Origin of the sequence: Methylobacterium sp. E-065 (assembly GCF_022829605.1) — a bacterium.
Taxonomy (GTDB): domain Bacteria; phylum Pseudomonadota; class Alphaproteobacteria; order Rhizobiales; family Beijerinckiaceae; genus Methylobacterium.
Map to the genome: position 1 here is coordinate 118,018 of NZ_JAKSYD010000114.1, position 24,789 is coordinate 142,806.

A 24,789-nucleotide genomic window follows, 5' to 3' on the forward strand; every position below is an offset into this window, starting at 1 on the left:
GGCGACCCGCGCCGCATTCGGCGCAGCCGGCGTAGCAGCAAACCTCTACGCCGCCTCGGCCGGGACTGGCGCCGGCTTCCGCTCCGCCTGCCCGGCGAAAACCTGTGCCGCGAGCGGCAGTTCGATCGTGGCCGCGAGACCGCCCGCGCGACCGTTTTCGAGGATCAGCCGGCCGTCATGCGCCTCCACGATGGCCTGCACGATCGACAGGCCAAGGCCAAAGCCGCGCGCCTCGTTGAGATTGCGGGCCCGGTCGCCGCGGACGAAGGGCTGCAGCATCGCCTCGCGCTCCGCCTCCGGGATGCCGGGACCGGCATCGCGCACGCAGACCCGGACCCCACGTTCCGAAGCCTCCATGTGGACCTCCGCCCGGCTGCCGTATTTCACGGCATTGTCGACGAGATTCGTCACCGCCCGCTGTAATTCCTCGGGTCGGCCGCGCACGAGGACGTGGCGGCTGCGACCGACGCTCACGGGCGCGCCGATATCCGAGAAGTCGTCGCACACCGTCTGCACCACGGATGCGAGATCGACGAGGGTGAAACTACTCGCGTCGCGGACCTGACCGTCGCGCACGAAGGACAGGGCGGCCTCCACGAGCCCGTTCATCTGGTCGAGATCGCGCAGGGTGGCGGCCCGGGCGTTGTCGTCTTCGATGAATTCCGCGCGCAGGCGCAGGCGGGTGATCGGCGTGCGCAGGTCATGGCTGATCGCGGCAAGCATCTGCGTGCGGTCGTCGATCAGGCGGCGTACGCGCGATCGCATCCGGTCGAGCGCCCGCGAGACCGCGAGCACTTCGCGTGGCCCCGCTTCCGGCAGGGCGACGTGGTCGTCCCGGGCTCCGAACGCCTCCGCGGCGCCCGCGAGCCGCTTCAGCGGTGCGGTCAGCGCGCGGGTCGCCCAGACGCAGAGCAGCGCCAGCGTCAGCGCGAGGAACACCACGGTGAAGATCAGGGCGCCCTGCCTGGGGGGGCGGAGCGGATCGTTCGGTAGCGTCGCCTGAAGTGTCGCGCCATTGGCCGTCACGATTCCGATATGGAGGCGTTTGGCGGAGCGCTCCTGCTCCGAATCGTCGGCGGATAGGTCGATGATCGTCACCGGGCGCCCGGCGCCGTTCCGAAGCCGGCGGATGACGGGAAGATCCCGGACTGGCTCGGCTCCGGGCGGAGCCTTGCCGTCCCAGGCTTCGACCTGGATCAGCGGCAGGCTGCGCCCGCTGGCCAAGAGCGCCGGCCGGGCCGCCGGATCGACGGAATCGAGCAGCCGCGACAGCATGCCGAGGCGGCTTGCCGCGACCCCGGGCAACGCGTCGGGGTTCTGCGGTTCGTGCAGCAGCAGGAACGCGGTGGTGGCGACCATATGGGCCACCGCGATTCCCGCCACCACGAGGAGCGCGATCTGGCCCGCGATGGTCGTCGGCCGCAGTCGGGCGCGCAGCCGCCGCAGCACGCTCATGAGCGCGTGACCTCCGGCGTGAAAAGGTAGCCCCCGGAACGGATCGTCCGGATGAATTCTGGGTTACGGGTATCGCGTTCGATTTTCTGGCGGATGCGCGAGATCAACACGTCGATGCTGCGCTCGAACGGGCCGGCGGCGCGCCCTTGCGTCAGATCGAGCAGCTGGTCACGCGACAGGACCCGTCCGGGCCGCAGGCACAGGGCGAGCAGCAGGTCGAACTCCGCACCCGTGATCGCGATGCGGGCGCCCTCGGGCGAGAGCACCTGCCGCAGGGAGACGTCGAGCGTCCAGCCCGAGAAATGCAGACGTCGGCGATCGTCCGTATCGGGCGCCTCGGCGGCGACCCGGCGCAGGATCGCGCGGACGCGGGCGAGGAGTTCGCGCGGATTGAACGGCTTGGCGAGATAATCGTCGGCGCCGAGTTCCAGGCCGAGAATCCGGTCCACATCCTCCGACTTCGCGGTCAGGATCAGGATCGGGATCTGCGAGGATTCGCGCAAGCGGCGGCACAGGCTCAAGCCGTCCTCGCCCGGCAACATCAGGTCCAGCACGATCAGATCGATGCGTGACTCCGCGAGCGCCCGGTCCATGTCGGTCCCGTCACCGGCAAGCGTGACCCGGCAATCGTTCCCGCGCAGGTAGCGTGCGATCAGGCTGGAAATCTCCCGATCGTCCTCGACAACGAGGATATGGGGGGTCGCCGGTGCCGTCATCGCGACGGAGTCTGTGTGCGGTTCAGCCTGCATCATGGGCCCATCATGCCCCGAACCAGCGATTATTCGAAGATGGGTGGCGGAACCAATTTGTAAGCGCGTGTTTCTCTGGCCTGGCCGAAACGTTTCCGACAAAGCTTCGGAGACGTCTCTTCAGAATCCGATCCCGATATTCGGATGAGCCCCGACGTCCTGAGCCCGATCGCGCCCCGGTCCTGCGGCGAATCGTCGAGCCGGACTCCCAACGCTGCGGACCCCGGCTACCTCCCCGGTTCAGCGTTCGCCCAGCTTGACGGGTGAAGCCGCCAGCCGGACATCTTCGTGTCGAAGCCCATCAGCGACTACGCCCTCATCGGCGACACCCATTCCTGCGCGCTGATCGCCCGCGATGGCTCGATCGACTGGTTGTGTTGGCCGCGCCACGATTCGCCCGCCCTGTTCGTGAAGCTCCTCGACGACGAGAAAGGCGGCGCCTGCAGCGTGGCGTTCGACGGCCTCGATGGGACGGAGCGGCGCTATCTGCCCGACACCAACATCCTTGAGACGACTTTTACGACACGAACTGGGCGCGCGCGCCTGATCGACGTGATGCCGGTCAATCCCCCGAGCCCCGAGCCCGACGAAGGGCCGGACGGCGAGGGCGAAAGCCGGCTGATCCGCATGCTCACCTGCGAGACGGGCAGCGTCACGGGACTGTTCCGGGTTTGCCCGACCTTCGATTACGCGCGCCGCCCCTGCACGCCCATCGTCGAGGGTGCCTCCGTGCTGTTCGAGGCCGGCGACTGGCGCCTGCGGGTCAACGCGCATCCGCAGCCCGCGGTGGTCGAGGGACGCGCCGAGATCCGGTTCACCCTGGCCGCTGGCGAGACCGCGTATCTGGTCCTCACCCACGGAGAGGACCAGCAGGATGCCTCGATCGACGACTTCGAAGGCGCGCAGCGCCGCCTGAAGAGCACCGTCGAGTACTGGCATCGCTGGTGCGCCCGCAGCACCTATCGCGGGGCCTATCGGGAGGCCGTGATGCGCTCGGCCCTCTGCCTGAAGCTGCTGACGTATTCGCCCTCCGGCGGCATCCTGGCCGCCGCGACCGCTGGTCTGCCCGAGGCCGTGCCGGGCAACCGCAACTACGACTACCGCTTCACCTGGATGCGCGATGCCTCCTTCACGGTGACGGCTTTCGTGATGCTTGGCTACGTGCGCGAGGCCTCCGAATTCCTCCGCTTCCTGCGTGAGCGGGATGGCTCCTACGGCCGCGACACGCGCCTGATGTACGGCATTGCCGACGGCATGCCGCCCGAGGAGGAACTCAGTCATCTCGCCGGTTGGAGCGGCGTGCGGCCCGTGGTCATCGGCAATCTCGCCGAGGGTCAGGACCAGCACGACATCTACGGCGAATTGCTGCGGGCCCTGTGCATCTTCCTCGAAGCGGTCGACTACGACCCGCCCGAGAAGGTCAACGACCGCCTGCCGGAGGTGCTTGACAACCTGACGGCGCGGGCGATCCGCCACCGGCACGATCCGGACAGCGGGATCTGGGAGTTGCGGACGGGGCCGCGCCATCAGGTCCACACCAAGGCGATGATCTGGGTGGCGCTGACCGACGCGGCCCGGATTGCCCGGAACATCAAGGGCATCCCGGAGGCGAAGATCGCTGAGTGGGAGCGCATCGCCGCCGAGGTCCGGGCTGAGTATCTGGACCGGGGCTGGAGCGAGGAGAAGCAGGCCTATGTCGGCGCCTACGATTCGCATCACCTCGACGCGGCGGTGCTGCGTGTCGTCCTGTTCGGAGCCCTCGATCCGCGGGATCCGCGCACGCGTGCGACCCTGGCCGCAGTGGAGCGGGAACTCGGCGCTGGCGACCTGATCTACCGCTATCGCATGGAGGACGGGCTCGAAGGCGATGAGGGCACCTTCACGGCCTGCGCGTTCTGGCGCGTCGGCTGCCTCGCCCTCGACGGCCGCACCGCTGAGGCCAAAGCCGCTTTCGAGCGGCTGATCGCCCGGGGCAACGATCTCGGGCTGTTCGCCGAGGAGATCGATCCGGCGACCGGCGCGCAGCGCGGGAACACGCCGCAGGGGTTTTCGCACATGGCGCTGATCAACGCAGCGCTGCGCCTTGAGGACACCATCGCCCGCTACGGCCTCGCGGACGCGGCCGATGCGCAGGCGCGGCGGGCGGCCGAGTGAGAAGCGCCGGCTGAAAAAGGGCCGCCCTCTTTAGACCGCCGTTAGGCAGCGATCCGGGCTGCCTTATCGGACTCACCCACTACGAATGCGGGCGGCACGGAAATGCGGCTCGCGCGGAACTGGTCGAGCAGGCTGTCTTCCAGGCCGTTCAACACGGCTTCCGTTGCCGCCTCGGCTTTCGGATCCGCAACCGGCGCCTCGGTGCGGTACCACGCGAGGATCTGGTCCGGCAGCGCGTCCAGGATCGCCCCGACTGGGTTGTTGGGTTCTGCGGCCGACGGGATCGCCACGCTGGCAATCGCGGCTTCGGAAACGATGATCGGCGTGGCCTCGGACGCCACGGCGAAGGCGGTCCGGCGCTGATCCTCCAGGGCGGCGCGCCAAGTCGCGTCCAGCGCCTCGGCCTCGCGGCGCGTGGTTTCCCGCGCGACGGCCTCCGCCGCGATGGCACGGGCGGCTTCCCGGGCCTCGTCGCGGGCGGCCTCGGCCTCGTAGCGATTGAGGAGCACGAGGACCGGTTGCATCTCGGCACCTGGCAGGCTGCCGCAGGCATCGATCGCGCAGGCGATGATCCGCTGCGACAGGCCGGTGCCGCGGACGGGCATCGCGTGCCGGGCGACATCCTGCCAAGCGGACAGGGCGGCCTGCATCGCCGGCAGCAGCGCGTCGGGGAGACCGGCCCGCCGGTGCAGGTCGGCGAAGCTCCGCGGATCGCGCATGGCCCGGGCCACGCCGGCATGGTCCTGGCCGGACAGGTCGGCGAGGGCGGCGAGGGCGAACTCGGTCCGCCCGGACAGCACGGCGCGCAGGATCAGTCCGGCGGTCAGTTGGTGGCTTGATCGCAGATGAGTGACCAAACGGGCGATGCCGGCGGCGCCGCTGTCTTCGCAGACTTCGAGGGCGACGCGCTCGCCGACCTCGCGGCGCAGCCGCTCGCAGCGCTCACCTCCGAGCCAGCCCCGGTCGATCACGAAGCCGGAGAGCGCCTGCGCCACCGCGAGGCCGAGCGCGTGGCGCACCTCCGGCGGGAGGTCGGCCCGGCCCAGCAGGGCCTCGCGCAGATCGGCCTCCGCACCCCGGCGCTCGATCATGCGCAGCATCCGGCCCGCGGTGATCTTGGCCGTCGGGTTGCGGACGAGCGCGACCAGGGTCTCGAGTTCGCCGATCTCGGCCAGCGCCCCGGAGACCGCGTGCGAGAGATGATGGCGGGCGGCGATCACGGCGCGCGTCGTCTCGTCGCCGAGGGCGGCCGCGTCCACGAGGTCGGCGTCCGTCAGGACCGGCGATCGCGCCAGGATCAAGCGCGCCACCTCGGGCACGTCGCAGGAGAGCGCGACCACCAGCGGACGCGGCGTCCGCGCCGAGGCCGCACAGGTCTCCGCAAGGGCGCGCCGAACCACCGGCGAGGGATCGTCCAGCAGGGTCAGCAGGGCGGTCTTGGCTTCCCAGGCCTCGTCCGCGGCGAGGTCGCCGTAGAGATAGGCCCGCGCCAGGACCGCGGCCGCCTCGGCGCGTCGGGACGCAGAGGCATTCTGCGTCCGGGTCAGGAACTCGCGGATGATCATGGACCCCTCCGGGGTGCGAACAGGCTGTTCCTGACGGTGGCCGTGGAACCCGCCGCGGCGAGCTCAGCCGGGCGCCGCGGCGGCAGGGGCGGGTTGGCCAGTGCGCTGCCGGGCGGCGGCGCAGCGGGCGCGGCGAGCGCACCGGTCACGTCCGGATCCGGCTTCGGCGCCCCCGTGAACGGATCGGAACCGGTCCGCGGGAAGTAGGTCGGCGCAGCGTAGGCAGCCGGCTGCGCCTGGCTGCGCGCCTGCAGGTTCCGCGCGGCAGCATCTGAAGCGGTCACGCGCGGATCCGTCTGGAACAGGCTGCGCAGATCGCTGGTGCCGCCGAAGGCCGTCGCGGCGCTCGCATAGGCCGAGACTGCCTGCGGTACCGCCGCCTCTCCCTGGCGCAGGCTCGTGAGGTCGGTGGCCGCAGTGCCTTGGGCGGCAGCGCCCTGGGCGGCCGCCGCGAGGCTGGCATACAGTTCTGCGGCGCTCCGCGCGCGGCCCGTGCGATCGTAGAACAAGGCCCGGTTGGCGGAAGCGGCTTCCGGTAGGTCGAGGGCGGCGGCGCGGGCGGGGAAGGCGCGCGCGGTCGCAATCAGCGCGGCCGCGCCCTTGGCGCCGAGCACATGCGCCACGTAGAGATCACCCGCGGTCGGTTCGCGGCCGAGCGCTCCCGAAAGCGCATCGGCGTTCTGCTGCGTCAGGGCACCGGCGAGCGTCGCCGAGACTTTCGGATCCCGGCGCAGGTCGAGGATGGCCTGCCTCTGCCCGGCATCCGCCACCGCGTAGCTGCCGTCCGCCTGCCGGGTGATGGCGTCGGCCTCGGCCTGAAGCCCGAGCCGCGGCCCGGCATTCTTCATGACGCCGAGCCACGTCTGCTCGATGAACTGGAACAGCCCCGTGGCCGACGAGGTCCCGGCCTTGGCGGCGGGATCGAGGGCGGATTCCCGCCGGGCCGTCGCGAGCAGGTAGTCGAACCCGACGCCGCTCGCCATCGCGCCATCGCGGATCGCCTGGACCACCGGTCCGGAGACGGCCGTGCCCGGCATCGCCCGTGCCGGGGGCGGCGGGCTGTCAGGTGGGCTGGATGGCGTGGTGAACAGGAACATCCGGTCGCGCACGGGGGCTGAAGACCCCCGGAATCTGCGCTCGCCATGGTAAACAAGTTCTCAATCGGATCACGAAGACCCGGTCCGTTTTCAGGACGGTGAGAACTCGCCCGCGCCCTTCGGCCGGCGCATCTGGAAGCGCGTGTCCTGCGTCACTTGGAAATAATCGAAGTATCCACCACGCATGATCGGGTGCATCGCCCCGGTATCGACCATCCCGTCCTTCACATAAGCCTCGTCGACGTAGATCGAAACCACCTGGCCGATGACGAGAAAGTTCTCGGCCTCGGTGCCGTCGAGCGGGGTCAGTGGTACGGTCTGCAGCCACCGGCATTCGAGGGCCGCCGGCGAGGCCGCGACCCGCGGCGGACGCACCTTCTGCGAGGGCGCGGTGGCGAGCCCGGCGAAGGCGAACTCGCTCTCGCCGCGTGGCAGCGGCGCCGAGGAATCGTTCATCCCGTCACGCAGGTCCCAGGTAGCAAGGCTGCACACGAACTCCGCGCCCTCCTCCGCGAAGGTCATCGCGTCCTTCCGGCCCGAGGACGAGAAGGCGACCATGTTGTCGGCCACCGCGTTGAAGAACGAGTAGGGCGCGAGGTTCAGTTTGCCGTCGCGGCTCATGGAACTGATCCAGCCGATCGGACGCGGCGCCACGATCGCCTTAAGCGGATTGTGCGGAAGCGCGCGCGCCTCGCGGGGAACGTCGAGATCGTAATGCACGGGGGACCTCCGAAGCGCTGACCGGCGGGGCCCGGGCAGCGGCGTAGACTGGTCCATAACGCATCGGAGCGGGCGGAAGACGCCCCCTTAGACAGATTCCGGAGCCGATGCCCGACGATGAGGGGCCCGAGCGCGCTTCGCTGCGCGCGCGATGACGGTTGAGAGCGGACAGGCCGACTGCCCGACCGGCCCCTCAGAGATACGTCACGATCTCGTCGAGCGCCGGCCGCGGCCGGTCGGAGGGGACTTCGCGGGCGCGGCCGATATGGACGAAACCCGCCAGCTTCTCCGAGGGCGCCAGACCCAGGGCATCCAGGACGCGGCGGTCGTAGGCGAACCATTCCGTCAGCCAGGATGTCGCGAACCCGGCCGCGTTCGCGGCGATCACGAGGTTCATGGTGGCGGCGCCGACGGAGAGCACCTGCTCCCATTCGGGAATCTTCACGTGCGGACCCGCCCGCGACACCACCGCGACCGCGACGGGGGCATGCGTCAGGCGGGCGCGCTCCTGCGCGAGGCGTTCCGGCGTCGCGTCCGGATTGTCCGCCGCGAAGGTCGCCGCGATGGTCTCGCCGACCCGGTCCCGCGCTGCCCCTGCGATGACGATGAAGCGCCAGGGTGCGAGCTTGCCGTGGTCCGGCACGCGGGACGCCGCCGTCAGGATCGTTTCGAGCTGGGCCCGATCGGGTCCGGGCTCGTCCAGCAGCAGCGGCGGCACCGAGCGACGGGTCTTCAAGAGTTCGAGGGTGGCGGTCATGCGCGTCGTCCCAGGTTCGCGATGCCGACGGGATGTGGCATGCGCGGGTCGCGCCGGGAAGTGCGGCCTTGCCGTCGCCATGGTCCCGATGCAGAGGCGGGGGCCATCCGCCGGGCGGAGGCAAGGGATCCGATCGATGCGCACGAGGCTGGCCGCGATGGCGTTGGCGATTCTCGTCACGGGATCAGCGCTCGTGCCCGCCCGCGCCCAGCAGGATCCGCTTCAGAATCGCCTTGGCGGTCCCCTGCCCTCGCCGTCGATCACGACGCCGAATCTGCCGCCCGCCCTCCCCTCCGCCGAGCCGGACGCCCCCCTTGCCCTGTCGGCGCTGCTGTCGGGCCCCGGAATTCCGCTGCGCCAGGGGCTCGCGTGGCGGATCTACGAGGAAGCCAACGACGGTGTCCGGCCCTCGATCGTCGCCCGTTCGACCGAGGCCGAGCCGCGCTTCGTACTGGCTCCCGGCACCTACACGGCGACCGTGGCGTACGGCTTTGCCAGCGCGTCCAAGCGGATCGTGATGGCGGGCCAGCCGATCACCGAGACGCTGCGCGTCGCGGCCGGCGCGCTGAAGCTCTCGGGCGCGGTCGGCGACCAGAAGATCCCCCCCGGCGAAGTGTCGTTCTCGGTCTTCGTACCGGTCGGGACAAATTCCGAGGGGCGGCTGGTGCGCGGCGGCATCAAGACCGGCGAGTTGCTCCGGCTGCCGGAGGGCACCTACCATGTTGTGTCGATCTACGGAGAGTCGAACGCGATCCAGCGCGCGGACCTCCGCGTGGAGAACGGCAAGGTGACGGAAGCGACCCTCAACCATCGGGCCGCGACCGTGACCCTGAAGCTCGTGGCGGCGCCGGGCGCGGAGGCGTTCGCCGGCACCGCGTTCTCGGTGCTCACGCCCGGCGGCGACACGATTCGGGAAGCCATCGGGGCCTTCCCGCAGGTGACGCTCGCGGAGGGCGACTACGTGCTGATCGCCCGTCACGACGGGCAGGTCTATACCCGCGAGTTCAAGGTCGAGAGCGGGCTCGACCGCGACATCGAGGTGGTGGCCAAGTCTGGCTGATACCTCCGGCGGCGTGCCTCATGCGAACCGCCGGGCCAGGGCCACGCAGAGCGCGACCGCCGCCGCCGCACCGATCATCGCAGGTTCGATCCGCTCGCCCAACACGAGGGCGGCGACGCCGAGCCCCAGGAACGGCTGCAGCAGCTGAAGCTGTCCGATCGCGGCGATCCCACCCCGGGCGAGCGCCCGGTACCAGAACACGAAGCCGATCAGCATGCTGAACAGCGCCACGTAGGCGAGCCCTGCCCAGGCCGGCATGGGGATGGACGCGAACGCGCTCGGGCTCAGGATCAGCGCCAGCGGCAGGCTCACCGGCAGCGACAGCACCGTGGCCCAGGCGATCACCTGCCAGCCACCGAGTCGTCGCGCCAGGACGCCGCCCTCGGCATAACCCAGGCCGCAGACCAGGACCGCAGCGAACATCAGGGCATCGCCGAGTCCGGGCGGACTCTCGAGGCCGCGCGCGGCGAAGCCGACGGTGATCAGAGCCCCGCAGATCGAGAGCAGCCAGAACGTGGGAGACGGCCGCTCACCGGAGCGAAGGGCTCCGAACAAGGCCGTGGCGAGCGGTAGCAGACCGACGAAAACCGTGCCGTGCGCCGCGCTCACGGTCCGCAGAGCCAGGGCCGTGAGCACAGGGAAGCCCACCACCACGCCGGCCGCCACGATCATCAGTGCGGGGATGTCCCGCCCGCGGGGACGCTTTTCCCGGAAGGCCGCGAGGGCCATCGCGCCGGCGAGGCCGGCCAGGGCTGCCCGGGCGGCGCTGAGGAACAGCGCATCCATGCCGGTGAGCGCGAGGCGTGTCGCCACCAGCGATGCGCTGAAGATGGAGACGCCGATGAGTCCATCGATCCATGCGCCCGCAGCGCCGTGCTGCGCCGCCGTCATTTGAACCGCCCGTCCCGTCACCCGTCCCTCCCGCTCGCCCCTTCGCAGCGGGGTGGCATCGCCGAACCCATCCGGCCAGGGACGATGCCGCGTCGTGCGGTCGATCTGTCCTGGTCTGCAAGCAGTACGGTTCACAGCCACCGCGCGAAACCGAGCTATCGAGGCCGCGTGCGCATCGGCGACGGTCGCCGATCGTTCCATGTTTTCGAGATTAACATTTCTGGGATGCGCCGGAACGATACCGGGCGCTGCGGCTTACCAGCGACCCATTTGGGCTTCTGGAGATACCGATGCGCCGCTTCGTCCTCGCCACCCTCGCCGTTGCAGCTTTGGCCGGCCCGGCCCTCGCCGCCAATGAGGCGCCCAAGACCGTCGCCCCGAAGTTTGAGTCGGTCCCGCAGGACGCGGTTCTGAGCTACAACCTGATCGGTCTCAACATCACTGACGCGCAGAACAGCACGGTCGGCGAGATCAAGGACCTCGTGATCGATCACGACAAGCTCACCGGCTACATCGTCTCGGTCGGCGGCTTCCTCGGGATGGGCGAGCACTACGTCGCGGTCTCGCCGTCGTCGATCGCCCTCGGCTACGATGCCGACGCCAAGAAGTGGAAGGCAATCATCGGCGCCACCAAGGAGCAGCTCAAGGCTGCGCCCGAGTTCAAGTACGACGGCAAGTTCAAGCGCTGATCGTCTGAATGCGTCCCCGCCCGAAGACTGGGCGGGGACGGTCCGGCACCGCTAGGTGGCGCGGCGACGGAAACCGCCGGCCGCCCCACTCAACCGTGCCGCTCAGATGTGGCCGTCGAGCGCTTCGCGCGCCAAGCGCGAGACCAGCGCTTCCCGCCGCGCCTGACGGAGGATGATGCGCGCTGCAGCCCGCGCGTTGGACGCGCGGAGTTCGGCCTGTGGCCCACCCTCCCGGAGGGCACGCGACGCCAGGGCACGAAACCATTTTATATTGGCCAGAGCGGCGGCACGGCGGCTGATCGGACCACCGACATCAAGCGGCTTCTCGAGTGCAACGGACGCCATTGGCTCAATCCTGGACTGCGAACCACCGCTTGTCCGATTTCAAGACAAGAAATGGCAGTGCATGGTCACTTGGGCAATAGTGATGCCGCCAATAACTTTATGACGAAACAGAAATTTTCGGCATCCTCGAAACGTGGTAGGCCCGTATTGAGCCGACTGCTTAAGTGACGCGACCGGGTCGCGGCGCGGGAACGCGGTAGCGCGGCTGTGAGTCTCCGTCTTGGAGCGGACAGATGGTTCGCGCTGCCGGACGACTTTGGCGGGGAGGCCCGTGTCGACGATCTTCGATGCTCACACCTTCGCTCTCACCGCGCATGCGGGCCAACTCGACAAGGGTGGCGAACCCTGCATGCGGCACTTGGAGCGCGTCGCAAACGCTGCCCTCGCTCGAGCCGGCCACGCCCGCCTCGTCGACGGATTGGACCTCGATCCGATGCAGTTTATGCAGGCCGCGTTGCTTCACGATGTGCTGGAGGATACCCCGCGTACCGCCTCGGACCTGCGCGTGGCCGGTTTCGCACCTGCGATCATCCGGACCGTGACGCTGCTCACGAAGCCCGCAACACGAATCGCCTATTCGGACCGGATCACCACGCTGATCGAGGCTGACGATCTGGCCGCGATCCTCGTGAAGATGTCCGACACGGAGGACAACCTCGTCCCCGCCCGAATCCCGCCTTCCGCATCCTTCCTGCGGGAGCGTTACGCCACGGCGTTCGAGCGGCTCAGGGAAGCCGCAGCCGCGAAGGGCTATACGGGCCGCTGACGTTGCCCCGATCCGGGACGGCCCGTCCCGAACGTCTGCGCGTGGGCCCAGGAACAGCCACGCCAAAGCGGGGTTCCCCGGAGAACCGGTGCCGATCTGCCTGCGGCTGCCGGCCCAAAAAGGGAGACACGCCATGAAGCTTACGACCCTTGTTCTCGCCGGCCTCGTCGTCGCCGCTACGCCCGCCCTGGCAGCCGAGAGCGCTGGCGGAACGAGCCGCTCCGGCACGGCCAACAGCACCGGCCCCAACGATGCCGGTTCGGGATCGACCCCGGGCGCGAACGGCAGCGGGCCATCCACCGGGTCGATGAGCCGTTCCGGGACAACCAACAGCACGGGCGCCAACGACGCCGGCTCCGGATCGAAGCCGGGTCCCTCGGGCCGCTGAGGCCCACGGAACCAGCACCTGCGGAACGCTCTGCCCGAGTGACTCGGGCGGAGTCGAGGACCACGCGGTGCCCGCCGCTCCGCAGCCGTAACATTCGTGACCTTTGGGATTGTCGGAGCCGCCGGCCGGACCGTGACTGAAGGGTCAGGCCGACGCCACCAGAGCCGCACCCGTCATAGCTCCGGCCCTTCGCGCCACCTGGGCGACCGGTACGGAGGGGGGCTGAAGGTCGGAGGTTCGACCTTCTCGATGCACTTCTAGGGAGGATCCATGCTGATGTTGAAACGGGTCGCATGCCTCGGGCTTCTGATTTGCGGGCTGGCAGCCTGCGACGACAAGCAGGCGCAGAACAACGCGCCGACGAAGCCGGATTCCCAAAAGCTGGAGCCGCAAACCGATCAATCCGCCCCGAGCAACCAGAAGCAGTAGCCGGCCGCCGGCCTGTTTCCGCGGTTGCTGTCCCTGCGTCGGTTGTCAGTGCCCTGTCGGGCCTGGTTCGGATGGGGCATCGCCGTTCTGGGCGATGATCATCGGGGTGGCGGCTGTGAAGCCTGCGGCTGCCGCCGTGATCAGGTCATCGAGTGCGTCGATGACGTGGAGCGTGCGATCGACTGCCCAGTGCAGGATCCCGTCCATGGCTCGTCTCTACCGTTGGAGCGCGCCGCCGCGGGAACGGCGGCGCCTCAGGTTTCGTGTGTCATGCGGCTTGCAGTCGCCGTGATCAGACGAAGTGCAGCGGCAGGGCCCGGTCGAGCATCTCGGCATAGGTGCCGGCCAGGACTGCAACGGTCGCGGCGGCGGCGGCAGCGGCGACGGTGAGGCGGGTGATGACGGTCATTGTCTATCTCCATCGGGTGCGCGGTTGTGTTCGCGGCGTGTCTCCGATGTAAGCTCAAGCTTTCAGGGTTGACGTGCTCCGGCACACGATCGAGGGACGAGAATCCAGCCCGTCGGCTTCGTCTCGGGTGATGAGCAGCGCCATCCGATCAGCCCCGCGAGGGCATGCGGTGGTCTATCGACACCTCTGCCGGGCTTAGCAATCGCCGCAGATCGGCTTGGCCGTCCGCTGTCCCGCACGTTCAAGGCGATCCATGGTCGAATCCCGGCCCCGGATCGGCGTCGGCACACCACGTCGATCGTCATTCCCGGCCGGCGGCATGCTGGCCATGCCGTTGAGCCCAGCTGCATCGCGTGAACCCGAGCGGCCGGCATTCCGCGTATCGACAATGGCTGATCGGCCAATCGGGCCGGCGCGCAGGGGGGCCCACGCAGCCCTGTCGCGGGCGGACTTATCGAGCTGCGCTGCGGGATCGACGCCGCCACCGGCTCCGAGGCCGGGTCTCAGAAGCCGGCCGGGCTCATAGCTCGGCGGCAGGGCGCTGTTGGAGATCGCGAGCGGCTCGATAGCAGCGGCGTGGGGCCCTGTTGCAGACGGACCCACGCAGGCACCGAGGGCCGGTGCACAGCAGAGCAGGGTGGCGATCCGCAGAGCGACGATGGTGGGCTCCTCAAGGTTCGGGGGCCGACCCCGCCGAGATGATAAAGCACCAAGCCGCAGGGCTGAGCCCATCCCGGCTGTCAATCTGACAGACCGGCGAAATCATTTCGTCATGCGGAGGGAATGGTGGGCGCACTAGGGTTCGAACCTAGGACCCGCTGATTAAGAGTCAGCTGCTCTACCAACTGAGCTATGCGCCCGATCGCATTTGCGATCCACCCCGGCGGCCACCAAGTCCGCTGGGGTGGCGGGCTGATACCAACGCGGCCGGGGGCTGTCCACCCCCAGCCGCTCTTTTTCTCATTCCGCCGCTGCATGCTGTGCATGCACGCGCACCGCGTGGGCCGACAGCTTGTTCAGCGCGGAGAGATACGCCTTCGCCGAGGCGACCAGCGTGTCCGGGTCGGCGCCGCGGGCCGTGACGCTGCGCTCGCCATCCCGCAGGCGCACCGAGACCTCGGCCTGCGCGTCCGTCCCGCCCGTCACCGCGTGGACTTGATAGAGCTCCAGCTGCGCCTGATGCGGCACCAGCGCCGAGATCGCGTTGAACACCGCATCCACCGGACCGTTGCCGTCCGCTTCCTCTATTCGCGTGCCGGTCTCGTCGGCGATGCGGAGCGTCGCCCGCTGGGGGCCCCGGGTGCCGGCGATCACCGACAGGGAGACCAGCCGGATCCGGTCGTGGGCCGTGGCGAGATTCTCATCCACCAGCGCCGCGATATCCTCGTCGTAGACATGCTTCTTCCGGTCGGCGAGCGCCTTGAACCGCTCGAACGCGTCCTGGAACTGGTTGTCGGACAGGTGCAGGCCGAGATCCTCCAGCTTCGAGCGGAACGCCGCCCGGCCGGAATGCTTGCCCATCACCAACGAGGTCTTGCTCAAGCCGACAGAGGCCGGGGTCATGATCTCGTAGGTCTCGGAGTTCTTGAGCATGCCGTCCTGGTGGATGCCACTCTCATGCGCGAAGGCATTGCGGCCGACGATCGCCTTGTTGAACTGCACGGGGAAGTTGGTGGCGTGGCTCACGAGCTTCGACGCGCGGGTCAGCATGGTCGACTCGACACCGGTCTCGTAGGGCAGCACGTCCGAGCGGGTGCGCAGCGCCATCACGATCTCCTCGAGCGCCGCGTTGCCGGCCCGCTCGCCGATGCCGTTGATCGTGCACTCGACCTGCCGGGCGCCGCCTTCGATGCCGGCCAGCGAGTTGGCGATCGCGAGGCCCAAGTCGTTATGGCAATGGACCGAGAACACGGCCTTGTCGGCGTTCGGCACGCGCTCGCGCACATTGGCGAACATGTCGCGATACTCGCCGGGCGTGGCGTAGCCCACCGTGTCGGGCAGGTTGATCGTCGTGGCACCGGCCTTGATGGCGGCCTCGACGCAGCGGCACAGGTAATCGAGCGGCGTGCGGGTCGCGTCCATGGCCGACCATTCCACGTCCTCGACGAGGTCGCGGGCCTGGGCCACCGTCTTGAGGATGATCTCGACCACCTCGTCCTGGCTCTTGCGCATCTGGTGCGCAAGGTGAATCGGCGAGGTCGACACGAAGGTGTGGATCCGCGCGCGCTGGGCGTGCCGCACCGCCTCGCCGGCCCGGGCGATATCGGCGGGAATCGCGCGGGCGAGGCCCGCGATGGTGGCGCGCTTGGTGCGCTTCGCGATCTCCGACACCGCTTCGAAATCGCCGATCGAGGCGATTGGGAAGCCCGCCTCGATGATGTCGACACCCATGGTGTCGAGGAGTTCGGCCACCGCCAACTTCTCGTCGAACGTCATGGTGGCGCCGGGGCATTGCTCGCCGTCGCGCAACGTGGTGTCGAAGATGAGGATCCGGTCGCGGGCGGTGGTGCTGGTCGCGGAGGTCGTCGAAGTCATGGTCTTACCCTGTCGCGGGCCGCCCGGCATGTGGCGCGGCGCGGCGTGATGCCCAGGCGGGCGGGTTCGCGAATGTGAGACAATCCCCTGAAGGCCCAGGCGCGCGCGCCCGGACGGCCCTCAGGGGCGGGTAAGCGGAAGCGGAAGGCGAAGCCCGGCGCGGCGCGCACGGAGCCGTTGCACCGTAGCGGCGGTGCGGACGGTCTCGGTCGCTGAGCCGGCTCTGGCCAAGGCTCGTCTCTCCCGGGTGGGGCGCGGACGGCACAGGGCAGCATACGCGCGGTAAGCGACGGCGTAGCGCTTGGATGCCCGAAACACAAGGGCTGCGCCGGCAACGAGGGTGCGGACGCCTTGCCAATCGCTGTCCCGCCTCGATAAAGCCCCGCCAGCACGTCGAGACAGAATCCGCGAGACCGCCATGGCCAGCTACAAGCTCCTGCTCCTCCCCGGCGATGGGATCGGCCCGGAGGTGGCGGGCGGCATGCAGGTCGTGCTGGACGCGCTGAAGGAGACCGGGCTCGCCACCTTCGAGACCGAGACCGACCTCGTGGGCGGCTGTGCGCTCGACGCCCACGGCCTCCCGATCTCGGACGCGACGATGGCGCGCGCCAAGGCCGCAGACGCGATCCTGCTCGGCGCAGTCGGCGGACCGAAATGGGCGGGCGTTTCGTACGAGAACCGTCCCGAAGCCGGCCTTCTGCGCCTGCGCAAGGATCTCGACCTGTTCGCCAATCTGCGCCCCGCGATCTGCTACCCGGCGCTGGCCGAGGCTTCGGCCCTGAAGCGCGAGCTGGTCGAGGGCCTCGACATCATGATCGTCCGCGAGCTGACCGGCGGCGTCTATTTCGGCGAGCCGAAGGAAATCACGGTGCTGCCGGACGGCTCCAAGCGTGCCGTGGACACCCAGGTCTACACGACCGGCGAGATCGAGCGGATCGCCCGCGTCGCCTTCGACCTCGCGGCCAAGCGCTCGGGCCGGGTCGCCTCGGCCGAGAAGCACAACGTGATGAAGTCGGGCGTGCTCTGGAAGGAGGTCGTCACCAAGCTCCATGCCGAGCATTACGCCGACATCCAGCTCGAGCACATCCTGGCCGACAATTGCGCCATGCAGCTCGTGCGCCGACCGAAGCAGTTCGACGTGCTGGTGACCGACAACCTATTCGGCGACGTGCTGTCCGATCTTGCCGCGATGCTCACCGGCTCGCTCGGCATGCTGCCCTCGGCCTCGTTGGGCGCTGTCGATGACAGCGGCCTGCGCCGGGCGCTGTACGAGCCGTGCCACGGTTCGGCGCCGGACATTGCCGGCCAGGACAAGGCCAACCCGATCGCCATGATCGGCTCGCTAACCATGTGCCTGCGCTACTCCTTCGGCCTCGGCGACGCCGCCGACGCCCTGGACGGTGCCATCACCGACGCGCTCGCGGGTGGTGCGCGTACCGCCGACATCGCTGGCGAGGGCACGAACCCGATGGGCACGCGCGCCATGGCGGCTGCGGTGGCGGATGCGTTGCGAGCCCGCGTGGGCTGAACGCGCACGGGGCCGATCCCCGCCTTTGCGAACGCAGCAACATGGCGTGGCGTCATGCTCGCAAGATCGGGCTGCCCCGGAACGCTTCGCTTGTGATGAAGAACGGGGCTGCTTCGACCGAAAGGCAGGGCAGATGGCAGCGACTCTTCGGGGCGCCCATCCCCAGCCGCGTGTTTCGACGCATGGCGGTTGGGGCTGACCTTCGCTAAGACCCGGCGATTGAGGAATGGGAGCGTCATGACGGTCGAAGACGGGGCATCCGAGCGCGCGAGCGCGGATTTCGGCTTCGAGCGCGTGGCGCTCGACGAGAAGCAGGAGCGCGTCGACAGCGTCTTCCACTCGGTGGCCCGCCGCTACGACATCATGAACGACCTGATGTCGGCGGGCCTGCACCGGGCCTGGAAGGCGCAGCTCGTTTCGATGCTGCGTCCGCCGCAGAATCGCGCCTTCGCCCATCTCGACGTGGCCGGCGGGACCGGGGATGTGGCGTTCCGGGTGCTCGCCGCCGGCGGCCCGCGCACGCGAGTGACGGTGCTCGACATCAACGAATCGATGCTGCGGGTCGGCGCCGAGCGGGCGCGGGAGCGCAAGGTCGACGAGGCCGGCGACCGGATCGCCTTCGTGACCGGCAATGCCGAAACCCTGCCGCTGCCGGACGCGGCCTTCGATGCGTATACGATCGCCTTCGGCATCCGGAACGTACCACGGATCGAGACCGCGCTCGCGGAGGCACGGCGGGTTCTGAAGCCCGGCGGGCGCTTCCTGTGCCTGGAATTCTCCGCTGTCGATATCCCGCTGCTCGACCGGATCTACGACGCCTACTCGTTCAACGTGATTCCACGGATCGGCGCCCGGGTCGCGGGGGATGCCGATTCGTATCGCTACCTCGTCGAGTCGATCCGGAAGTTCCCGACGCGCGGCGCCTTCGCCGGCATGATCGAGCGCGCCGGGTTCCGCCACGTCACCGACCGGGCGCTCACGGGCGGGATCGTGGCCATCCATTCGGGCTGGAAGGTCTCCTGATTTTGGCCGACAGCGGTTTCCCCTCCCCCTTGTGGGGAGGGGTCAGGGGTGGGGGTGGCACAGTAGGCGCCGCAGCATCCCATCCTGCACCACCCCCACCTCCGGCTCCTCCCCACAAGGGGGAGGAGAGTGCCTCTGCATGGAACGGTCTTGGGGTGGCCTCTCGATGATCAGCGCCGCCATCAATCTGTTCCGCGGCGCCCGGGTCGGCTTCGTGCTGGCCCGCGAGGGGGCGCTGGCCTTCGCCGATCCCGCGGAGCTGCCGCCCCACCTGCGCCTCGCCCTGCGGCTTGGCCGTTCCCTTGAGAAGCCCGGCCGGAGTGATGGCGCGGTCGGGTTGTCGGCGGCGCTGACCCGGCTGGGCCCGTCCTACGTGAAGTTCGGCCAGTTCCTGGCGACGCGGCCCGACATCGTCGGCATGCGCGCGGCCTTCGACCTTGAGAAACTGCAGGACCGGGTCCCACCCTTCCCGCAGGAGATCGCCCTGCGTGTGGTCGAGGCGGCGCTAGGCAAGCCGGTCAGCCAGCTGTTCGTATCCTTCAGCGAGCCGATCGCGGCCGCCTCAATCGCACAGGTCCACAAGGCGATCGTGCAGGATTCTGACGGCACCCAGCGGGCGCTGGCCGTGAAGGTCATGCGGCCCGGTGTGCGCGAGCGGTTCAATCGCGATCTCGAGGTCATGCGCTTCATGGCCCGGGTGGTTCACGCCCTCTCCCCGCAGGCCGAACGCCTGCGCCCGCGGGAGGTGGTCGAGATCCTGGCCCGCTCCGTGATGATGGAGATGGATTTCCGCCTGGAGGCGGCGGCGGCCTCGGAGCTGGCGCAGAACACGAAGGACGACACCGATTTCCGCGTCCCGAAGCCCGAATGGGAGCTGACCGCCCGCGAGGTGTTGTCGGCGGAATGGATCGACGGGACGCGCCTTCACAGTGCCGCCGAACTTGCCGCCCAGGGACATGATCCGCAGGCGATCGGCCGGACCGTGATCCAGAGCTTCCTCCGGCAGGCGATCCGCGACGGGTTCTTCCACGCCGATATGCACCAGGGCAACCTGCTCGTCGATGCCGAAGGCCGGCTCGTGGCGGTCGATTTCGGCATCATGGGCCGGCTCGGGCACAACGAGCGCCGGTTCCTGGCCGAGATCCTGCTCGGCTTCATCCTGCGCGACTATCGCCGGGTCGCGAAGGTGCATTTCGAGGCCGGCTACGTGCCGTCCCACCATTCCGTCGAGGATTTCGCGCAGGCCATCCGGGCGATTGGGGAGCCGATCCACCAGCGCCGGGCCGACGAGATCTCGATGGCCAAGGTGCTGACGCTGCTGTTCGACATCACCGCCCTGTTCGACATGAGCACCCGCACCGAGCTGGTGATGCTCCAGAAGACCATGGTGGTGGTCGAAGGCGTCGCCCGCTCGCTGGATCCGAAGCTGGACATGTGGACCACGGCCGAGCCGGTGGTGCGCGCCTGGATCGCCCGCAACATGGGGCCGGTCGGGCGCGCCCAGAGCGGCCTCGAGGCGCTGCGCGTGGTCTCGGATGTCGTGAGCGACATTCCCGATCTCGCGATGCGGCTGAAGCGCGTGCTGGTCCGCCTGGACGAGGCCGGCACGGGCGATGCGCGCAGGCTGGAAGGGTTCGCCCGGGATGAGCGTCAGCGAGCGGTCTGGTCGACCCTGGCACTCTGGGGCATCGCCATCGGAGCGCTGGTGATGGCCTTCCGGGGTCTTTGACGGGGCAACGCTCAAGCCGCGTCGGCCTGCGACGGCATCAACCCGCGCAGGGCGTTCACCAGTTCATCGAGCCCAGTCGTCCCCTTGGCCAGGACCCGATCCGCCCGGCCTGCCAAGCGGCGCCGGTCCTCCGCGGTGATGTCCTTGGCGGTGAGCACCACCACCGGAACGTCGCGCCACTCCGGGCGCTCCCGCAGCTGGCGCAGGAAGGTGAAGCCGTCCATCTCCGGCATCATCAGATCGAGGAGGATCAGCCCGGGCCGCTCCCCCGCCATCCGGTCCAGCGCGTGGACACCATTCTCGGCCTCACGCACGGGAAAGCCTTCGCGCTGCAAGTAGGCGCAGATATGCGCGCGGACATCGGCCTCGTCCTCCACGACGAGGATCGGGCCCTCGCCCCCCGCGGGCCGGAACCGGTCGACGATCTGGCGGAGGTTGCCCCAGTCGATCGGCTTCTGGATGTAGTCGGTCGCGCCGAGCGAGAACGCGAAATTCTGCTCGTCCAGGATCGTCACCATCACGATTGGCGTCGACCCGATCTCCGGGTCGGCCCGCAGCGCCCGCAGCACGTCCCATCCGTCCATCTGCGGCATGGTCACGTCGAGGAGCACTGCCCGCGGACGCAGGCTGCGGGCGAGTTCGAGCCCGCGCCGCCCGTCCTCGGCGATCATCACCGAGAACCCTTCGCGCTCGAGGAATCGGGCAAGGAGGTCGCGCGTCGCCGCATCGTCGTCGATCACCAGGATGGTGTTGCGATCGGCGACTACGCTGGCAACGTCGTTCGGGGCCGCCATCTGCGCATCCGGAGCCTGCAGCGGCAGGGTCAGCGTGAAGGTGGTGCCCGTACCCTCGCGGCTCTCCACCGTGATCGCGCCGCCGAGCATCTCGGCGAAGGCCCGCGTGATGGCGAGGCCCAGACCGGTGCCGCCGAACCGGCGCGTGGTCGAGGCGTCGGCCTGGATGAAGCGCTCGAACAGCTTGCCCACCTGCTCGGCATTCATGCCGATGCCGGTATCGGCGACGGCGAAACGCAGCGTATCGCCGTCCCGGGCGACCGCCAAAGTGATGCGGCCGTTCTCGGTGAATTTCGCGGCGTTGCTGAGCAGGTTGATCAGGCACTGGCGCAGCTTGGTGACGTCGGTATGCGCCTTGCCCAGGTCGTCGGCCAGATCGAGATCGAGGGTGTTGCCCTTCTTGCCGATCAGGCCGTCCACGGTCGTGGCAACCTCGCGCACCACCGTGGCCACGTCGAACTCCTCCGCGAAGATCTCGACCCGGTCGGCCTCGATCTTCGAGATGTCGAGCACGTCGTTGATCAGGCCGAGGAGGTGCCGTGCGTTGGACTCGATCTTCTTCATGTCGGAGATCAGCCCGGCCTCGCCGAGATCTTCGAGCTCCTCCTGCACCATCTCGGAATAGCCGATCACGGCGGAGAGCGGGGTGCGCAGCTCGTGGCTCATATTGGCCAGGAACTGGCTCTTGGCCGTGTTGGCCGCCTCGGCGGCCGCGCGCGCCGCCTCGATCGCGGCTTCGGCCTCCTTGCGCTCGGTGATGTCGGTATGCGTGCCGACCCACTCGCGCAGGGTGCCGTCCGACTCCACGATCGGGACGGCGCGCACGCTCATGTGCCGGTAGGCACCCGAGGCTGTGCGGATCCTGTGTTCCGTCACATAGAGGTTGCGGGTCGCCACCGCCTCCCCCCAGGCCGCCCGGGTGTGCTCCCGATCCTCGGGATGGACGGCGTCGAGGAAGCCGAGGCCGGCATAGGCAGCTTCGTCCTGCCCGGTGAAGTTGATCCAGGCCGTTTGGCGACGCTGCAGGCTCCCCTCCGGATTGGCTGTCCAGACGATCGCGGCGCTGGCCTCAATCAGGGAGCGGAAGCGCTCCTCGCTCCGGCGCAGCCGGGTCTCCGCGAGGTAGCGGATGGTTTCGTCGACCACGACGAGGCCGACCCCCTCGACATCCTGGCTCTCCGGCCCGGCGGTGGCCTGTGCACCGCGCAGCGGATAGAAGCTCATTGAGAACTGGCGCAGGCCGCCCGGCGCAGAAGGCGTCGGCACCGCGACCGGAACATCGGGCGAGACCAGCCCGTCCTTGAGCGCGGCGGCCAGCTTCGGCGCCAGCTCCTCTCGCAGCGTCGGCAGCATCGCCCAGATCGGAGCACCGAGATCGGCCCCGAATCCGCGCTCGCTCATCGTGGCCAGCGCCCGGTTCATGTGGCGAATCTGAAGGTCGCGGTCGAGGAAGCCGAGTCCCACGGGCGCATTCGCCAGCACGCCGTCGAGGAGCCGCGACATGCGCAGCGATTCCTGGCGCCGCACCAGCGCGAGGCGCGCGAGCAACCCGATCGCACCGAGCGCGGCCGCGCCAGACAGCAGGAACAGGATCAGCCCGCGGCGTTTCGTGCGGATCTGAAGGTCGGCGAGCGTTTCGGCCGCCACCGCCTGCCGGGCGGCGGCCTCCATGCGGATCGCGTCCATCTGGCGTTTGCCCTCGCCGGTCCGGACGAGATCGGTGGCCGCGTCGAAGCCCTGGTCGCGCCGTGCCGCGATCACCCGCGCGGCGAAGTCCCGCTTCTGAGCGATCAGGCCCGCCAGAGACGGGCCCCCGGCCCGAACCGGCTCCTGCGCAGCCGCGCCGAGGGTGGACAGCTCTGCCTCGATCTTGGGAAGAGCCGCTGTGTAGGGCGTCAGGTACTCGTCGCTGCCGACCAGCACGTATCCGCGCTCGGAAGTCTCGAGATCCTTCACCTCGGAGATCAGGCGCTCGACATCGGCGATGACGGCGTTGGTCCGCGCCGTCGCTGTCCGGTCGGCTTCTCCGGCCAGGTAGTTCGCCGTCCCGGCCGCGATGGCGACCAGGAGGAGGATGAAGGCCGCGGGCGAGCCGAGGAGCGCCCCCAGCGGACCGGCGCCGCGCCAGTTGCGCCGCCGCAGGCGGAAGATCGAACCAACTCTCGGACGCGCGCTCATGTCTCGACCAGTCCCGTGCTCGCGCCGGACGCTTCAGAATCGGGCTTGCCGTGCGGCAGGGCGAGGTATTCCCGCGAGCGCATCTCGATCAGGCGGGAGACGGTCCGGTCGAATTCGAAGGCCTCCCGACCGGTTTCGGCGGTGTAGAGATCCTGCGCCTCGGCCGCCGCCGAAGCCACGAGCTTCACGTGCCGGTCATAGAGCGTGTCGATGAGCGTGATGAAGCGCTTGGCCTCGTTGCGCTCCGCCTCGGCCATCACCGGGATCCCGTCGAGGATGATCGTGTGAAAGGCGCGGGCCAACGCCATGTAGTCGGACGCGCCGAGGGGCTGGCGGCAGAGATCGTCGAAGCCGAAGCGCGCCACGCCGCCCGCCGCCTCGGGGATCGCAACCTCCCGCCCATGGACCGCCACGGTTGCCGGCTGGCCCTTCGCCTTTCCGGTCAGGCCCTTGAAGGCGGCGTCGAGGGCCGCGTGGGCCTCGGCCCCGGCCGGGACGTGGTACACGGCCGCCCCGCCGAGCTTTTCCAGGCGGAAATCGGTGCGTGAATCGAGGCGTAGCACCTCCACGCGCTCCTTCAGCGTCGCGATGAAGGGCAGGAACAGCGCCCGGTTGAGACCGCCTTCGTAGAGCCGGTCCGGCTCGACGTTTGAGGTCGCCACCACCGTCACACCACGCCGGAACAGGTGACCGAACAGCCGGCCCAGCATCATCGCGTCGGCGATGTCGGTGACGGTGAACTCGTCGAAGCACAGGAGCGTGGCCTCGTCGGCGAGCTGATCGGCCACCGGCCCGATCGGGTCGTCACCCTTGGCGGTGCCGGCTTTCACGGCTTGGCGATGCGCGTGGATCCGCTCGTGCGCGTCGGCCATGAAGCCGTGGAAATGGACCCGGCGCTTCGGCTCCGGTGCCGCCTCGTGGAACAGATCCATCAGCATGGTCTTGCCGCGCCCGACCGAGCCCCAGATGTAGAGCCCGCGGGGCGTCTCGGCCTCGTCCTTTCGCCGGAACAACCAGCCCAGCGCGCTCGACTTGCTGGCGCGCTTGCGGCGCTGGAGGTCCTGGACCAGCCGGTCGAGGGCGCGGACGAGCCGGGCCTGCGCCGGATCCCGCTCGATGGCACCCGTGGTGACGAGGGCTTCGTAGCGCTCGTGCACCGGCCCCGGTGAAACGGCTCCGGCGCGCGCCTCCGGCGACGGCGTGATGTGCAGGCCGGATCTGTCGTTCACGCCGCTGGTCCCTCGCAGCCCGCCGCTTCGCCGATCAGGCGCCCCGTGCCCGCGTGGACGGCGACAGACCGGGCCTCCCCTGTGCCGGGGAAGCCCAACCTGAATCAAGCCCGCGATGCGCGTCCGGAGAGCGCAAGCGCCGGGATTGCAAGCCTTTCGCAAGCCAGCGCATGGCAGCCGCGCACATGTGCGGTCCGGCAGTCTGCCGCATTGCACAATGAAGCTCCGAATGCGACATCAACCGCGGTTCTCGGGAGGGACGTCCGGATATCCGCGCGCGAGCGCTTAGACCGGAGGCC

At 69.2% G+C, this 24,789-nt stretch carries 21 protein-coding genes and 1 tRNA gene; 9 read left to right on the plus strand and 13 right to left on the minus strand.

All coding sequences use genetic code 11. The annotated features are described in order from the left end of the window. Positions 1-45: 45 nt before the first annotated feature. Together MKK84_RS14755 and MKK84_RS14760 are read right to left on the minus strand one after the other, a co-directional pair. Positions 46-1,455, minus strand: coding sequence for an ATP-binding protein (locus MKK84_RS14755; protein WP_243920866.1), 1,410 nt, complete (start codon positions 1,453-1,455; stop codon positions 46-48). Beyond that, entirely contained in the window at positions 1,452-2,207 is a 756-nt protein-coding gene (locus tag MKK84_RS14760; RefSeq protein ID WP_243920869.1) for a response regulator, read from the minus strand. Before MKK84_RS14760 ends, MKK84_RS14755 begins: the two co-directional genes overlap by 4 nt. 285 nt (positions 2,208-2,492) lie before the next feature. Between MKK84_RS14760 and MKK84_RS14765 the strand changes: the two genes are divergently transcribed. Continuing rightward, on the plus strand, positions 2,493-4,358 hold the full coding sequence (locus MKK84_RS14765) for a glycoside hydrolase family 15 protein (protein WP_243920871.1): 1,866 nt from the start codon (positions 2,493-2,495) through the stop codon (positions 4,356-4,358). Positions 4,359-4,399: 41 nt separating this feature from the next. On the opposite strand, the gene MKK84_RS14770 is transcribed toward MKK84_RS14765, so the two are convergent. The 4 genes from MKK84_RS14770 to MKK84_RS14785 all read right to left on the minus strand — a co-directional run bounded on the left by MKK84_RS14770 (position 4,400) and on the right by MKK84_RS14785 (position 8,497). Beyond that, on the minus strand, positions 4,400-5,923 hold the full coding sequence (locus MKK84_RS14770; RefSeq protein WP_243920873.1) for a DUF2336 domain-containing protein: 1,524 nt from the start codon (positions 5,921-5,923) through the stop codon (positions 4,400-4,402). Further along, positions 5,920-7,020: a lytic transglycosylase domain-containing protein gene (locus MKK84_RS14775; RefSeq protein WP_243921342.1), complete on the minus strand. Its 1,101-nt coding sequence runs from the start codon at positions 7,018-7,020 to the stop codon at positions 5,920-5,922. The genes MKK84_RS14770 and MKK84_RS14775 overlap by 4 nt, the downstream gene beginning before the upstream one ends. A 90-nt stretch (positions 7,021-7,110) precedes the next feature. Beyond that, positions 7,111-7,740, minus strand: coding sequence for a flavin reductase family protein (locus MKK84_RS14780; protein ID WP_243920875.1), 630 nt, complete (start codon positions 7,738-7,740; stop codon positions 7,111-7,113). Positions 7,741-7,933: 193 nt separating this feature from the next. Then, positions 7,934-8,497: a nitroreductase gene (locus MKK84_RS14785; protein WP_243920877.1), complete on the minus strand. Its 564-nt coding sequence runs from the start codon at positions 8,495-8,497 to the stop codon at positions 7,934-7,936. Between the two features lie 136 nt (positions 8,498-8,633). Here MKK84_RS14785 and MKK84_RS14790 point away from each other — a divergent pair, with 136 nt between their 5' ends. Beyond that, complete coding sequence (locus tag MKK84_RS14790) at positions 8,634-9,557, plus strand: hypothetical protein (protein ID WP_243920878.1); 924 nt, start codon at positions 8,634-8,636, stop codon at positions 9,555-9,557. 18 nt (positions 9,558-9,575) lie between these two features. Here MKK84_RS14790 and MKK84_RS14795 read toward each other — a convergent pair whose 3' ends face one another. Continuing rightward, positions 9,576-10,448: a DMT family transporter gene (locus tag MKK84_RS14795; protein WP_243920880.1), complete on the minus strand. Its 873-nt coding sequence runs from the start codon at positions 10,446-10,448 to the stop codon at positions 9,576-9,578. 290 nt (positions 10,449-10,738) lie between these two features. Here MKK84_RS14795 and MKK84_RS14800 point away from each other — a divergent pair, with 290 nt between their 5' ends. Next, positions 10,739-11,137, plus strand: a complete 399-nt coding sequence (locus MKK84_RS14800; RefSeq protein WP_243920882.1) for a PRC-barrel domain-containing protein — start codon at positions 10,739-10,741, stop codon at positions 11,135-11,137. Positions 11,138-11,239: 102 nt separating this feature from the next. Here MKK84_RS14800 and MKK84_RS14805 read toward each other — a convergent pair whose 3' ends face one another. Further along, the gene (locus MKK84_RS14805; RefSeq protein ID WP_243920884.1) at positions 11,240-11,482 is read right to left on the minus strand and encodes a hypothetical protein; all 243 of its coding nucleotides are present in this window, start codon (positions 11,480-11,482) and stop codon (positions 11,240-11,242) included. A gap of 271 nt (positions 11,483-11,753) precedes the next feature. Here MKK84_RS14805 and MKK84_RS14810 point away from each other — a divergent pair, with 271 nt between their 5' ends. From MKK84_RS14810 to MKK84_RS14820, 3 genes are all read left to right on the plus strand, one after another. Beyond that, complete coding sequence (locus MKK84_RS14810) at positions 11,754-12,248, plus strand: phosphohydrolase (protein WP_243920886.1); 495 nt, start codon at positions 11,754-11,756, stop codon at positions 12,246-12,248. A gap of 133 nt (positions 12,249-12,381) precedes the next feature. Then, a complete protein-coding gene (locus tag MKK84_RS14815) occupies positions 12,382-12,636 on the plus strand; it encodes a hypothetical protein (protein WP_243920888.1) in 255 nt (84 codons plus the stop codon). A 270-nt stretch (positions 12,637-12,906) separates the two neighbouring features. Further along, positions 12,907-13,065 (plus strand): hypothetical protein, encoded by a 159-nt coding sequence (locus MKK84_RS14820; RefSeq protein WP_243920890.1) that lies wholly within the window; start codon positions 12,907-12,909, stop codon positions 13,063-13,065. A gap of 45 nt (positions 13,066-13,110) precedes the next feature. On the opposite strand, the gene MKK84_RS14825 is transcribed toward MKK84_RS14820, so the two are convergent. From MKK84_RS14825 to MKK84_RS14835, 3 genes are all read right to left on the minus strand, one after another. Beyond that, on the minus strand, positions 13,111-13,272 hold the full coding sequence (locus MKK84_RS14825) for a hypothetical protein (protein WP_243920892.1): 162 nt from the start codon (positions 13,270-13,272) through the stop codon (positions 13,111-13,113). Between the two features lie 986 nt (positions 13,273-14,258). Next, positions 14,259-14,334: transfer RNA gene (locus MKK84_RS14830), tRNA-Lys, on the minus strand. Positions 14,335-14,434: 100 nt separating this feature from the next. After that, positions 14,435-16,009: a 2-isopropylmalate synthase gene (locus tag MKK84_RS14835; protein ID WP_243920894.1), complete on the minus strand. Its 1,575-nt coding sequence runs from the start codon at positions 16,007-16,009 to the stop codon at positions 14,435-14,437. A 418-nt stretch (positions 16,010-16,427) separates the two neighbouring features. Between MKK84_RS14835 and leuB the strand changes: the two genes are divergently transcribed. The 3 genes from leuB to ubiB all read left to right on the plus strand — a co-directional run bounded on the left by leuB (position 16,428) and on the right by ubiB (position 20,289). Further along, entirely contained in the window at positions 16,428-17,537 is a 1,110-nt protein-coding gene (leuB, locus tag MKK84_RS14840; protein ID WP_243920896.1) for a 3-isopropylmalate dehydrogenase, read from the plus strand. A 237-nt stretch (positions 17,538-17,774) separates the two neighbouring features. Beyond that, a complete protein-coding gene (ubiE, locus tag MKK84_RS14845; protein WP_243920898.1) occupies positions 17,775-18,560 on the plus strand; it encodes a bifunctional demethylmenaquinone methyltransferase/2-methoxy-6-polyprenyl-1,4-benzoquinol methylase UbiE in 786 nt (261 codons plus the stop codon). 166 nt (positions 18,561-18,726) lie between these two features. Further along, positions 18,727-20,289: a 2-polyprenylphenol 6-hydroxylase gene (gene ubiB, locus MKK84_RS14850; protein ID WP_243921343.1), complete on the plus strand. Its 1,563-nt coding sequence runs from the start codon at positions 18,727-18,729 to the stop codon at positions 20,287-20,289. A gap of 11 nt (positions 20,290-20,300) precedes the next feature. On the opposite strand, the gene MKK84_RS14855 is transcribed toward ubiB, so the two are convergent. Both MKK84_RS14855 and zapE read right to left on the minus strand, forming a co-directional pair. After that, positions 20,301-23,261, minus strand: a complete 2,961-nt coding sequence (locus MKK84_RS14855) for a response regulator (RefSeq protein ID WP_243920900.1) — start codon at positions 23,259-23,261, stop codon at positions 20,301-20,303. Next, positions 23,258-24,490 carry a cell division protein ZapE gene (gene zapE, locus MKK84_RS14860; protein ID WP_243920902.1) on the minus strand — a complete coding sequence of 411 codons (1,233 nt, stop codon included), beginning with the start codon at positions 24,488-24,490 and terminating at the stop codon, positions 23,258-23,260. The genes MKK84_RS14855 and zapE overlap by 4 nt, the downstream gene beginning before the upstream one ends. Positions 24,491-24,789 lie beyond the last annotated feature (299 nt).

What these genes read in the sequence shown, in the direction of transcription:
- MKK84_RS14755 (WP_243920866.1), bottom strand. Translation starts at nt 1,455, where the DNA reads ATGAGCGTGCTGCGGCGGCTGCGCGCCCGACTGCGGCCGACGACCATC.
- MKK84_RS14760 (WP_243920869.1), bottom strand. Translation starts at nt 2,207, where the DNA reads ATGATGCAGGCTGAACCGCACACAGACTCCGTCGCGATGACGGCACCG.
- MKK84_RS14770 (WP_243920873.1), bottom strand. Translation starts at nt 5,923, where the DNA reads ATGATCATCCGCGAGTTCCTGACCCGGACGCAGAATGCCTCTGCGTCC.
- MKK84_RS14775 (WP_243921342.1), bottom strand. Translation starts at nt 7,020, where the DNA reads ATGTTCCTGTTCACCACGCCATCCAGCCCACCTGACAGCCCGCCGCCC.
- MKK84_RS14785 (WP_243920877.1), bottom strand. Translation starts at nt 8,497, where the DNA reads ATGACCGCCACCCTCGAACTCTTGAAGACCCGTCGCTCGGTGCCGCCG.
- MKK84_RS14790 (WP_243920878.1), top strand. Translation starts at nt 8,634, where the DNA reads ATGCGCACGAGGCTGGCCGCGATGGCGTTGGCGATTCTCGTCACGGGA.
- MKK84_RS14795 (WP_243920880.1), bottom strand. Translation starts at nt 10,448, where the DNA reads ATGACGGCGGCGCAGCACGGCGCTGCGGGCGCATGGATCGATGGACTC.
- MKK84_RS14800 (WP_243920882.1), top strand. Translation starts at nt 10,739, where the DNA reads ATGCGCCGCTTCGTCCTCGCCACCCTCGCCGTTGCAGCTTTGGCCGGC.
- MKK84_RS14805 (WP_243920884.1), bottom strand. Translation starts at nt 11,482, where the DNA reads ATGGCGTCCGTTGCACTCGAGAAGCCGCTTGATGTCGGTGGTCCGATC.
- MKK84_RS14815 (WP_243920888.1), top strand. Translation starts at nt 12,382, where the DNA reads ATGAAGCTTACGACCCTTGTTCTCGCCGGCCTCGTCGTCGCCGCTACG.
- MKK84_RS14820 (WP_243920890.1), top strand. Translation starts at nt 12,907, where the DNA reads ATGCTGATGTTGAAACGGGTCGCATGCCTCGGGCTTCTGATTTGCGGG.
- MKK84_RS14825 (WP_243920892.1), bottom strand. Translation starts at nt 13,272, where the DNA reads ATGGACGGGATCCTGCACTGGGCAGTCGATCGCACGCTCCACGTCATC.
- MKK84_RS14835 (WP_243920894.1), bottom strand. Translation starts at nt 16,009, where the DNA reads ATGACTTCGACGACCTCCGCGACCAGCACCACCGCCCGCGACCGGATC.
- leuB (WP_243920896.1), top strand. Translation starts at nt 16,428, where the DNA reads ATGGCCAGCTACAAGCTCCTGCTCCTCCCCGGCGATGGGATCGGCCCG.
- ubiE (WP_243920898.1), top strand. Translation starts at nt 17,775, where the DNA reads ATGACGGTCGAAGACGGGGCATCCGAGCGCGCGAGCGCGGATTTCGGC.
- ubiB (WP_243921343.1), top strand. Translation starts at nt 18,727, where the DNA reads ATGATCAGCGCCGCCATCAATCTGTTCCGCGGCGCCCGGGTCGGCTTC.
- MKK84_RS14855 (WP_243920900.1), bottom strand. Translation starts at nt 23,261, where the DNA reads ATGAGCGCGCGTCCGAGAGTTGGTTCGATCTTCCGCCTGCGGCGGCGC.